Genomic DNA, 12,146 nt, shown 5'->3' with positions numbered 1-12,146 from the left:
GAAATGAAAAAATATCTATATTTAGGGATAACCCTATCCGTTTTATTGTCTTCTTGCACACAAGAAACAAAGGTCGAACAAGTAGTTTACGAAGGAAGTGCCAAAGAAGCAATTATCGATAACTTACTCAGTCGTCGTGCGATTCGAAAATTTACGGATCAACAGGTAAGTCAAGATCAGTTGGATACGATTATGAAAGCGACTATTTATGCGCCAAGTGCTTTAAATAAACAAGCTTGGGAGATTCGATTTATTCAAAACCCCAAGATTATTGCTGAGATCAATCAGAGATTCTTGACTTTTGCACAAGGGAAAGAATTCCAAGGAAGTGCAGCAAAATACCGTGAACCAGGGTTTAGTATTTCGCATCATGCCCCAACCTTTGTCGTTATTGCCACTGAAAAAGGTGCTGCTCATGCGCGATTAGATGCGGGAATTGCCCTACAAAACATACTTTTAAGTTCGCACGCATTAGGGTTGGGAACCTGTCCTTTGGGTACAATCGTTCCCATTTTAAATCTACCTGAAAATGCCGATTTACTGCGTCTGATCAATATTCCCGAAGATTATGAAGTAACGATTAATGTCGCGTTAGGGTATCCAGCAGAAAGTCCAACAGCACCTGTTCGCTATAGTGATAAAGTCAAGGTGATTCGATAGTTTACAGTTATCGGTTAACGGTTAACGGTTTCATGCAAACCGTAGAAACCGCGCGACGAGCAAACACCCATTTATCTCACCTAGTTTATATTTTGTTTGGGTGTTCGATGAATCTCAGCTTCGCTTCGATTTCCACTTCGCTTCGATTTCCACTTCGCTTCGATTTCCACTTCGTTGCGATTTCTCATCACTCATAACCAAAAAAAGGTCGGATCAAATCCAACCTTTTTTTTTACTTTTCAACTACATGATTTGTTGCTGTAACTACTTCCGTAGTGGATTCAACAACAGGTTCTGTAATTGGTTCCGTGATTTTTTGTTTAGGAGCTGCTGTAGTAGCATTTGTTTCTCTTGTAGCTTCTTTGAATTCCCTAATTCCTGTTCCAAGTCCCTTCATTAATTCCGGAATTTTTTTTCCTCCGAATAGCAATAAAGCGATTACAACAACAACTATAAACTCAGATGGGGCTACTCCTCCTAAGGGTAATGTAGTCATCAACATGGTTGAATTATTTTATGGTTGAGGAAAACAAATGTATATCAGGCTTAAATTGTGATAATGATGTTTAACATAACTTTATTATTGGGTAAGTGTGGTTAATAGGAATTTGATGTAATGAATATGTAAAATATTAACAAATGAGCGTAAGAATAAAAGCTGTTTGTATTGAGTGGGTTTAGTAGTTGAGGTTGTTCTGTTTAAATCCTGCCAATATAAAAAAAACACGTTGTTGAATTTTAATTGACAGCCTCGTACAAGAGGGTTTAATTGTATCTTAGTTTGTGCCTTTTGCGTAGGATTCGATATAGGTGTATGGAGAAAAGAGAAAAATAAAAAAATAGCCTCAAAATTTTTGAGGCTATTTTTTTATTTTTTCGGTGCATTTGCTACAAACATTTCTTTCACTTTGGCTACGCTATACCCTTTACCTTCTTCTAACGTTTCCGATGAGATGATATTAGTTACGTGGCCTGTGCCATCAATAACAAAGAAGAAGGGATACCCCAATCCTTTGCTATTTGGCGTATATTTGTCAAATACGGCTTTGTTTTTATTGTTTTTAGAATAGTTTAAGTGGTAATACACGAAATTTTCGTCTACTACTTGTTTCAATTCAGGTGTTTGTTGAACAAAATCATTGAAACGCAAGCACCAGATACACCAGTTTCCACCTGCTTGTACAAAAACGTATTTTCCTTCTTTACTCGCTTGAGCAATCAGAGCATCCAATTTGGCTTGAGCATCTTCTTCTTCATTGTAGGGTTTACTCAAGGTTTCTTTTTCTTGTTCAATTTGCTTTTTCAAGGCCACTGTATCGACTTCAGTAGGAGTAGTCGGGGTTGTTTCAGTTGCTTCTGGTGTGGATGGTGATGGTGTTGCTCCGTCTTTCTTACAGCTCATAAAAGCTAAAGTAGACAATAGGGTTACAACAAAGAGTATCTTTCTTTTCATAGTACACAATTCATTTGCTTTATACCCTACAAAGTAATGAAATTATGCGCAAACTGTATAGCTGCTTTCAGTTAATTTTATCCTAGTAAACGCGCTATCTTTTGGAATCTAGTTCCATAAAAAGTCCAAGGATAGGAGAATATTGCGGAAATGTAAAGCCAATGTTTGGAATTGGTGTTGTGAATTATGAAATGGTTAAGGCTTTGATATAATGATTGTTATCTGTGTGGTTGTGTGTATTTTTGATCTGTGAAAAAGAAAAGAAGTAAACAATGATCTAAAGTTACAATTTACAATAACAATGGGCTAATTCTATTTTTTTAAGCGATTTTTTGAGAAAGCATACGGGCATAGTCCATGGAATTTCTCAACCTTCAGTTTTTTCTATTTATTGATCCCAATTTGTTACTATTTGTAGTCTGTGTATGTTGTAATTGTAACTTTTTTTTATTGACTTAACAGTGCAAATAACTTAATTATTTGAAAGAAAGATGAAACAACAGTATAGACATGTATTAGCTTTGGGTTTGCAGGATTCTATCGAACAAGCACAAGCGAGATCTATTGGTAAAAAAACAAAGGGAATGGCAGCTTTGCAAACGCCAAAAGCCTTTCCACGTCCACAAGGGCATTGTTTGAGTGATACCCTATCTTTTGCAGGTTTACTCGTTAGTTTAACGCTTGTGGTGGCGATTGTGTGGAACTTTGAAAATTTCGATTGGACCACACGTGAGGTGGTATTTTTCTTTTTGGCTATGCTTATGGGATTAACTCCTGTCGTATGGGCGTATCACTTGTTGTATCCTCGATTTGATCGCAAGCGCGTGCAAAAGGGAAAGCTAAAAGCTCAGGGACGTGTAGTAGCCATTGACCATGCAGGTAAGTTGATCCAGGAGGATGCACAACAACGCGCTTTAGTAGAGGTTTTTTATCAAGATAAACGCTATTTACTCGTAGCGAATCAACCAGGCTTATCCCTTCATCCGAATACTACAGTAACCGTTACTTGGCACAGTATTTCTCAGCTGTGTTGGATTCATGAAACGGCCTAATAAAACTCGATTTTATACCGGTTCACAAATTAAAAATACCTTTTGATCTCCTAGGGTTGTCGTAAAGAAAATATAACTTTCACCTCCCTCTTTGATCTTCCATTTTTTGCGTAATTCATCAACCTTTAAGGGGAAATTACGCACCGTAACATTCGCTTTTTGTTGTTGTAAATATTCTTTGGCTGTAGCTTTATTATAGGGCAAATGTTGCTTTATTTTAAAGCGCCTGCCCGAGAAGTTAACTAATGCCGTACTTGTGTATAACTGACTGTGCTGGTGTAATTTATCTACTTTGAAAATCGCACTGATTGCATTGAATTTTCCCGTTTTTAACAGGGCACTATTGGGCTCATAGAGATAGGTTTGCGGTGCTGCATACGTAGCTATACGGTCATCTGCTAAGTCTATTGCTATCCGCTGTTGTTCTGTTTTTGTTAGATTAACTGCTTGTAATTCAATCGCTCCCATATAGTCTTTTTCGATGATCCACAACAATTCTTTCACCTCATTTTGCAAGGCAACAATATGGATGGCTTTGACGTGTTTGAGCTCGCTAAGTCCTGCTTGAATATCCAAAAGGGGAGCCGTTTTGATTAAAATAGTATTCGAATGCGCCAGAAGTAAATCTAAGTGTTCTACGACATTAGGGGTACAATCGCGTAGGAAAAACACTTTTTCCTTGCTTTGATTTCTTCGCGCTGGATCGAGGTAAATGTAATCAAATTGTTCCTGTGTATTAGTTAGATATTCCAAGCTATCTCCTGTGATACACCTAATATTATCTTGTTGAAGCTGGCGGTAGTTGTGTTGTACAACAGCACTCAAATCAGGTTGTATTTCACAATGCGTTACCGCTTTAATTCGTTGCGCAAAATAGAAACAATCAATACCAAATCCTCCCGTCAAATCAATAAGGGAGTTTCCTTCCACTAAGGAAGCTTTATAAGCAGCACACTCTTCCGATGAGGTTTGTTCAATAGACAATTTTGCAGGAAAAACAATATTTGCTGTGGAATACCACTTTGAAAGCTTGGTTTTTGCCTTTTGTTTACTCTCGATTTGCGTGAGTAAATCCGCCATCGTCAAACCGGGAAATGGGCTCTTTTTAAAGGCTAGATCCGCAAGGGAATCTGTTAGGTGTTCATTGATATAGGCTTGAACCTCAGGTTGTAGGAGGAGTTGAATATCCACTTATAGTTTTTTGGTGAGTACTTGAATAAATCGAACATTGGGAAAAAACTCTTTTCCAATCACTTTCATACAGGTGTATAGGGGGACAGCGGCAATCATACCAAAAATGCCACTAAACATACCGCTAGCCAAGATGACAACGAAGATTTCCAAAGGATGTGATTTAACGCTATTCGAAAAGATTAACGGTTGATTAACCACATTATCAATGAGTTGAACGACTAAGAATCCAACCATTACGGAGATCGCTTTAGGCAGGGTTACTTCAATAAAATCATCGCCAATATAGGTCAACATCGTAAAAATAACCGCCAAGATATTTCCGATTAGTGGGCCAATATACGGGATAATATTGAGGATGGCACATAAAAAGGCAATCGTAGCCGCTCCTTTGACGCCGAAGATTAACAGGACGGTTAGGCAAAGAATATAAATAACAAACATCTGTACGCAAAGTCCTAAGAAATAGCGCGATAATAAGTTGTTAATCTTATTGATGGAGTTTAATACTTTGTTCTCGTGTTTTTTAGAAAACAATTTTTTGAATTGATATTCTAGAACCACCTGATCTTTTAAGAAGAAAAAAGAAATAAAGAGTACAGAGAATAATCCAATTCCAATATCGCTCAACATGCCAATTAAGGTATTGAGTAAATTGGGAACGAAATCGAGGTTAAACTGTGATTTTAAATGAGATTCCTCTACAATTCTATCTAAGCTAATGCCTTTAGCATCAAGGTATAGGTCAATTTTGGTAATCAGTCCGTTGAAATCTTCCTGTAGATGTGCGGTGTTTAGTACGGATAAGTTTTGAGCTTGGGTCGTAAACAGCGGAACGAACATAAAGGAAAAACCGATGAAGACGAAGATAAAAAAGGACATGGTTATACTGATCGCAACCAACTTTTTTAGCTTGCATTTTCGGTGTAACATATCCACTAATGGTTTGCCAATTAGGGCTAAAACAAAAGCAAGAGCAATGTAGATGAATAAGGTGCGGATCTGATATAGTAGACCAGCAGTTAAGGCAATTCCACTTAAAATAAGGACGGCGCGAACGATACCTGTAGAAATTTCTTTAGCTTTCAATGTGCAATGATTTATTCGTTAGCGAATACAAAACTATGACAAGCAACAAGAGCAGCAGTTTCTGTTCTCAATCTTGTATGACCTAAAGATACAGGTTTAAAACCTTTTTCTAAAGCTATTTTTATTTCCACTGGAGAAAAATCTCCTTCGGGTCCCACCAATAAAAGGTAATTTTCTTGGGGTTGAATGCTGTTTTTAAGTAATTCTTTTTCTTTATCTTCGTCACAATGAGCAATATATAGTTTGCTGTTGTGCTCTTGTTTCAAGAATTCTTTGAGCGTGATGGGGTCATTTAATTTTGGCAGATACAGTTGAAGTGATTGCTTCATTGCCGATTGAATGATTTTTTCAAAACGCTCTGTTTTAACCACTTTGCGCTCTGAGTGATCACAGATAATAGGCGTTATTTCGTGAATGCCAATCTCCGTTGCTTTCTCTAAAAACCACTCGTATCTTTCGTTCATTTTTGTAGGTGCAACGGCTAAGTGCAAGCGAAAAGGCGTTTGCGCTTTGTCGGTGTATTGGATGATTTCCGTAAGGCAACTGCGATCTGATGCCAAGGAAATTCGCGTTTCAAATAGCGTTCCTTGACCATTGGTTACGAAGAGGGTATCGCCCTCTTTTTTGCGCAATACGCGTATGATGTGTTTACTTTCCTCTTTGTCAAAGGTGAAAGTGCCTTGTTCTTTCTCGATAGAAGGGGAGTAAAATAGCTGCATAAGTTGATTACATTAAAATTCAATTCTCGCTTTGGATACAACAGATGAATCAGCAAATAGCGATTCGCGATAGCGGTAGTACCCAACAATACCAATCATTGCTGCGTTGTCTGTGGTATATTCAAATTTGGGAATAAACGTTTTCCATTTGTATTTTTGCTCGGCTTCTTTTAGGGTTTTTCGAATACCTGAATTGGCCGAAACTCCACCACCAATAGCAATTTGCGTTATACCTGTTTGTTCCACCGCTTTTTTGAGCTTGTCCATTAAAATAGCAATGATCGTCTGTTGAATAGACGCACAAATATCCGCTTTGTTTTCTTCAATAAAGTTGGGGTTCTCTTTGACTTGTTTCTGAATAAAATACAAAAACTGGGTTTTTAATCCACTAAAGCTAAAGTTCAAACCGTCTACTTTTGGTTTGGTAAACGCATAGGCTTTTGGATTTCCCTCTTGCGCATAACGGTCAATTAACGGGCCGCCTGGATAAGGAAAACCGAGAATTTTTGCTGATTTGTCAAAAGCTTCACCTACGGCATCATCTGTTGTTTCACCCAATATTTGTAAATCAAAGAAACTATTGACTTGGACAATTTGGGTGTGACCACCCGAAATAGTCAATGCCAAGAAGGGAAACGTCGGTTGTTCAAATCCGTTTTCTTCAATAAAGTGACATAGAATATGTGCATGCATGTGGTTCACTGCAAGTAAAGGAATATCTAGGGCTAATGCAAGGGATTTAGCAAACGATCCGCCAACGAGTAGTGATCCCATCAAGCCAGGACCTTGTGTAAAGGCAATGGCGTGTAGCTGTTCTTTGGTAATTCCCGCTTTTTTTAAGGCGATATCAACAACGGGAACTATATTTTGTTGGTGTGCTCTGGAGGCTAGCTCCGGCACAACACCCCCATATTCTTCGTGTATCTCTTGACGGGCCACGACATTGGACAGTACGCGGTTGTCCGCTAATACGGCTGCAGCTGTGTCGTCACAAGAACTTTCAATCGCTAATATATAAGTGGGTTGTATGGACATTTTTAATTAAATTTAAAGCTAATTAATATCTTCTTTTTTGGTCAATCACGCCAAAAAATAATTAAATTTGTTGATTGTACCTTGGTCTGAAAGGAAAGAAGATTGTAAGGAGCAAATTTAAAACATAAATAGTTATCAAAAAATTTAAAAAAATAGTTTTTCGCCTGTTCTTGGCGCTGTTTTGTTTGCTGATTCTAGCAGTAGGATCGATGATGTTACCTATTGTACAAAGCTATTTGGCACAATATGCAACAGAGAAAATAAACAAAAAATTTGGTACAGACTTTTATATTGATCGTCTAGCTATTGATATATTTGGGGTGATTCACCTCAAAGGGGTAGAAGCAAAAGACAGTCATCACAATATTTTAATCGGTATTGATCAGTTGCAGACGCGATTGGCAGATCTCAACGCTTTACAACAGGGCAAAGTGTATTTGGGAACCACGCGAATCAATGGACTCTACATGAATATCCACAAGTATGAAAAGGATACGCTGACCAACTTGGATGAATTGATTGCTGTTTTTGATGATGGTCAACCAGGAGAAGGAAAATTTCGCCTAAAGGCTTCGCGTATTTTGATCAAAAATTCCCAGCTGATTATTTCGGATGACAATACCAAAGCAAAAGTGGCGGTAGATTTCAGGAAATTGAAAGGACAAGTGGATAATTTCTTCATCAAAGGCCCCGAGATTTACGGGTTGGTGAAGGACGTTAGTTTCTTGGATCACTGGGGGATGAATGTACAGCATGTATCAACAAATTTTTCCCATACTCAGACGTCAATCGGATTAAAAGATTTACATCTGGTTACCGATCAATCTGATATTGAAGGACATCTCCTTTTGACCTTTCAACCGGGGGATATGAAAGAATTTGTCGATAAAGTAAATTGGGATTTTCAAATCAATAAAGCCAAGTTAAACTCTTCAGATATCAACGTTTTTGCACATGAATTTGCTTCGAATAAGGAAGTGTTTTTCAAAGGACATATGAAGGGGGTGATGAATGATTTTGTTTTGGAAGGGGCTAATTTGGTCGATGAGAATAACTCTCAAATTATCGGACACTTTGCGTTTCGCAACGTATTTGACGATCACAAACCTTTTTGGATGCGTGCTAATCTGGCGCGTTTACAAACCACACGCTATAACTTAGCAGCGTTAATGCCCGATCTTTTAGGTAAAACCCTACCCACAGAATTAGAGGGCTTGGGGCTAGTTAATCTAGTCGGAACGGTTGAATTGACGAAGCGAACGCTTGATACGGATATCGAATTGACGACTTCAATCGGAAAGGGAAATGCCAAAATTGCCATTCAGCAATTGGATGATCCCGATCATGCTACCTATAAAGGGAATATTAAACTTGATCACTTTGATTTAGGTCACTTTATTAACAATCAGCAATTTGGTTTGACGTCTTTTGACTTATATGTCGATGGGCATGGGTTTAATCAAAAATCGCTGAACACCTCCGTGAAAGGAGATGTGTTTTCCTTTGTATTTGGAAAATATAAATATACCCAATTAGCCGTTGATGGTTTAATGAAGATGCCGTATTATCGCGGTTTATTGCACAGCGCGGATCCCAATGTGAAGCTCGATTTTAACGGTACGATCGACTTGAGTACCAAGGAGAAAAATTACGACTTCGTCGCCCAAGTGGATTATGCCGACTTACATGCCCTTGGATTCGTCAACGATACACTTTCTAAATTTACGGGTGACTTTGAGTTTAAAGCGAAAGGAAATAATATAGAAGATTTAGAGGGAATATTTAAAGTGCACAATGCTGTTTACGACAATAGTAAGGATCACTATGTCTTTGAGGAATTTTCAATTGAATCCACTTTTACACCCGATGGCGAGCGTTTCTTACAGCTAAACTCCAAAGAAGCCATTCAGGGGTATATCAAAGGGAAATTCTTGTTTGAGGAATCTAAGCTGTTGTTTACGAATGCGTTGGGTAGTTTGTATACCAACTATTCTCCTTATAAAACAAAAAAAGGACAATATGTCGATTTTGATATTACGGTTCACAATCGCTTAATTGAAGTGTTCCTGCCGCAGCTGACCTTAAACGAGCGAACTCATGTAGACGGAGAGATAGACAGCGATGAAAACTTATTTAAACTCAATTTCGATTCGCCTAGTATTGCTGTGAGTGGAGTGGAATTCTTCAATATTTTGTTGAATGTCAACAATTCCAACCCCATCTATAATACTTATGTATCCATCGATAGTGTCCATACAAATTTTTATGATGTTACAGATTTTAACTTGCTGAATTTAACGCATAATGATACGTTATTTGTGCGTTCTGAGTTTAAAGGAGGAAAAAATAAAAAAGACAAATACGAACTCAATTTGTATCATACCATCAATGAAGAGAAACTTTCGGTTGTTGGATTCAAGAAATCTGAAGTGTTTTTTAAAGATTTTCAGTGGAGTATCAATGAGAATAACGACAAGGCGAATAAGTTAGTCTTCAATAAAAAACTAATGGATTTCACCATTGACTCTTTGGCGATTTCACACAATAAACAACGCGTGAATTTGAGCGGGGTGATGCGAGATTCGACGTATAAACAGTTGAATTTATCTTTTGGAAATGTTGACTTGGGTAAAATTACGCCCGATATTGAAAATCTTTCTTTTGGTGGGAAAATTGACGGTGATGTCAAATTTTACCAGCAACGCGAGGTTTACCATCCACAAGCGAATATTGCAATTGACTCCTTATTGATCAATCACGTGTATTTGGGGGATATGTTTTTCAAAGTAGACGGAAACAAAAGTTTGGAAAAATTTACCGTACAATCGAGCTTAGTTGATGATGATGAGAAAGAGCGATTTTATTTAAATGGGGATGTAGATGTCATCAACAAGCAAACGCATTTCAATCTAGAATCTGGGCTTACCGATTTTCCGTTGCGCACCATTGCGCCATTCTTGAATAGTGTAGCCAGCGATATGACAGGTACAGCTTTTGGTAAGATTTCCTTTTTAGGTACGCCTAAAAACCCAGATGTCAATGGACGTTTGTATTTAAATGATACCAAATTCAAATCTAAATTTACTGGAGTGACCTATGCGTTTGATCAAGAAACGCCTTTGGATATTACAACGAAACAATTTATTCTGCGCAAAGCAGGTTTAATGGATACCAAATACAAGACAAGAGGGCTTGTTGATGGAACTGTTTCTCATAAGATCTTTAAAGATTGGGTAATGAATTTATCGCTGTCTTCCTCCAATCTCTTGGCTTTGGATACCCAATATGAAGAGGGGAGTTTGTACTATGGAACCGCCTATATCAACGGAAAAGCGGATATTGTTGGGCCAATAGAAATGTTGAGTATCAACATCAATGCAACGTCGAATAAAGGAACGTCGATTAAGATTCCGCTGAAAGAAGCGCAAAGTACAGGAGAGAATAACTTTATTCACTTCTTATCTCCTGAAGAGAAGAAGTTACGCCTAACAGGGGTAGATTTTGATCCATATAAGTACCGCAATAGTGGAATTGAACTAGATTTTGAGTTTTATGTAACACCAGAAGCCGAAATTGAAATTATCCTCGATCGCGAATCTGGACATGCAATGCGTGGAAAAGGAGCAGGGTTTATTACGATGGAAATCAATACACTAGGAAAATTTAATATGTGGGGAGATTTCCAAGCGTATGAAGGGGAGTACAACTTTAAATATGGTGGGTTAATCGATAAAAAATTTGTGGTGAAGAAATACGGAACCATTCGTTGGGATGGTAACCCAATGAATGCGATTCTCGATCTACAGGCGATTTACCATACCGAAGCCAATCCAAGTGTGATTATCGATAACTCCATCATCAACCGAAAAGTACCAACGGATGTGGCGATTGTCTTAAATGGTAGTTTGAGTAGCCCAGAAGTAGATTTTGATATTAATTTTCCAACGGTAAGTTCGGTTGTTAAATCGGAATTAGACTATAAGTTAAGCGATAGAGACACACGTGAACGACAGGCGATGGCCTTATTGGCTACGGGATCATTCTTCTCTTCTGACAACTCGTCTTCGGCTTTAGCAGGAAGTTTGTTTGAACGAGCGAGTAGTATCTTTGACGATTTGTTCTCTGATGCGGATGACAAATTTAAGGTAGGATTGAACTATGCCCAAGGGGAACGAAACCCATATACCCAAACCGAAGGTCGCTTGGGGGTAACGTTTACGACTAAGGTCAACGATCGCATATCAGTTAATGGAAAACTAGGGGTTCCTGTGGGTGGTGTAGAACAATCAGTGATTGTGGGCGACGTAGAAGTATTGCTGCGCATTAACGAAGAAGGAACGCTAAATGCGCGCTTCTTTAATCGAGAAAATGACATCAACTACATTGGAGAGGGAATTGGTTATACCCAAGGTGTAGGATTGACGTATGAAGTGGATTTTGACACATTTAAAGAGTTGTTGTCTAAATTTTTAAATCAGGCGGAAAAACGCGCGAAAAAGAAGGAGCAGAAAGAATCTTCAAATAATCGCGCAGAAGACCTACCAGATTCTGATTATAGCAAAGAGTTTATTCGCTTCTATGAGACCAGACGAAAAGGAAACCCATCGCCTTCGGGGACTCATCCTGAAGAGCGATAGTTTTTAGTGGAGGAACAGGAGTAGAAAATAACTGTAGAACGATAGAAAAAAAGGGTGACCCAAAAGGTCACTCTTTTTTTAAGCATCACTATGAACACGCAATGGTGACACCATGGACACACTACCTACTATTCCGAATCCTCCTTTTATTTCAGGTGGAATTTGGTGGTACCATAGCGACCATGTATCTCATTTACTTTATTATTGTTTATTGGTATTCGATGAACTTCGTTTATCTCATTTACTTTATTATTGTTTATTGGTATTCGATGAACTTCGTTTATCTCATTTACTTTATTATTGTTTATTG

At 38.1% G+C, this 12,146-nt stretch carries 10 protein-coding genes; 4 read left to right on the top strand and 6 right to left on the bottom strand.

All coding sequences use genetic code 11. The annotated features are described in order from the left end of the window. Window positions 1-3: 3 nt before the first annotated feature. Window positions 4-660: a nitroreductase family protein gene (locus tag ACPDHL_RS11550; protein ID WP_430532912.1), complete on the top strand. Its 657-nt coding sequence runs from the start codon at window positions 4-6 to the stop codon at window positions 658-660. Window positions 661-892: 232 nt separating this feature from the next. Here ACPDHL_RS11550 and ACPDHL_RS11545 read toward each other — a convergent pair whose 3' ends face one another. Together ACPDHL_RS11545 and ACPDHL_RS11540 are read right to left on the bottom strand one after the other, a co-directional pair. Then, window positions 893-1,162 (bottom strand): Sec-independent protein translocase subunit TatA/TatB, encoded by a 270-nt coding sequence (locus tag ACPDHL_RS11545; protein WP_430532911.1) that lies wholly within the window; start codon window positions 1,160-1,162, stop codon window positions 893-895. Between the two features lie 366 nt (window positions 1,163-1,528). Next, window positions 1,529-2,113 carry a thioredoxin family protein gene (locus ACPDHL_RS11540; RefSeq protein WP_430532910.1) on the bottom strand — a complete coding sequence of 195 codons (585 nt, stop codon included), beginning with the start codon at window positions 2,111-2,113 and terminating at the stop codon, window positions 1,529-1,531. A gap of 491 nt (window positions 2,114-2,604) precedes the next feature. On the opposite strand from ACPDHL_RS11540, the gene ACPDHL_RS11535 reads away from it, so the two are divergent. Continuing rightward, complete coding sequence (locus tag ACPDHL_RS11535; protein ID WP_430532909.1) at window positions 2,605-3,165, top strand: hypothetical protein; 561 nt, start codon at window positions 2,605-2,607, stop codon at window positions 3,163-3,165. A gap of 12 nt (window positions 3,166-3,177) precedes the next feature. On the opposite strand, the gene ACPDHL_RS11530 is transcribed toward ACPDHL_RS11535, so the two are convergent. Genes ACPDHL_RS11530 through tsaD form a run of 4 tightly spaced genes read right to left on the bottom strand, consistent with a single transcriptional unit; the run spans window position 3,178 to window position 7,199 of the window. Next, complete coding sequence (locus ACPDHL_RS11530) at window positions 3,178-4,356, bottom strand: class I SAM-dependent methyltransferase (protein WP_430532908.1); 1,179 nt, start codon at window positions 4,354-4,356, stop codon at window positions 3,178-3,180. Beyond that, window positions 4,357-5,445, bottom strand: coding sequence for an AI-2E family transporter (locus ACPDHL_RS11525; RefSeq protein WP_430532907.1), 1,089 nt, complete (start codon window positions 5,443-5,445; stop codon window positions 4,357-4,359). It abuts the gene before it with no gap. Between the two features lie 11 nt (window positions 5,446-5,456). Then, entirely contained in the window at window positions 5,457-6,164 is a 708-nt protein-coding gene (locus tag ACPDHL_RS11520) for a 16S rRNA (uracil(1498)-N(3))-methyltransferase (RefSeq protein ID WP_430532906.1), read from the bottom strand. A gap of 12 nt (window positions 6,165-6,176) precedes the next feature. Continuing rightward, entirely contained in the window at window positions 6,177-7,199 is a 1,023-nt protein-coding gene (gene tsaD, locus ACPDHL_RS11515) for a tRNA (adenosine(37)-N6)-threonylcarbamoyltransferase complex transferase subunit TsaD (protein WP_430532905.1), read from the bottom strand. A 209-nt stretch (window positions 7,200-7,408) separates the two neighbouring features. Between tsaD and ACPDHL_RS11510 the strand changes: the two genes are divergently transcribed. Together ACPDHL_RS11510 and ACPDHL_RS11505 are read left to right on the top strand one after the other, a co-directional pair. Then, complete coding sequence (locus tag ACPDHL_RS11510) at window positions 7,409-11,836, top strand: translocation/assembly module TamB domain-containing protein (protein ID WP_430532904.1); 4,428 nt, start codon at window positions 7,409-7,411, stop codon at window positions 11,834-11,836. Between the two features lie 101 nt (window positions 11,837-11,937). Beyond that, window positions 11,938-12,146: hypothetical protein (locus ACPDHL_RS11505; RefSeq protein WP_430532903.1), on the top strand; the 209-nt coding region annotated here is incomplete at its 3' end.

This window comes from Myroides sp. C15-4, from assembly GCF_050522745.1.
GTDB lineage: Bacteria > Bacteroidota > Bacteroidia > Flavobacteriales > Flavobacteriaceae > Flavobacterium.
Note: the sequence above shows the minus strand (reverse complement) of the source record. Positions and strands in the feature narration are given on the sequence as shown.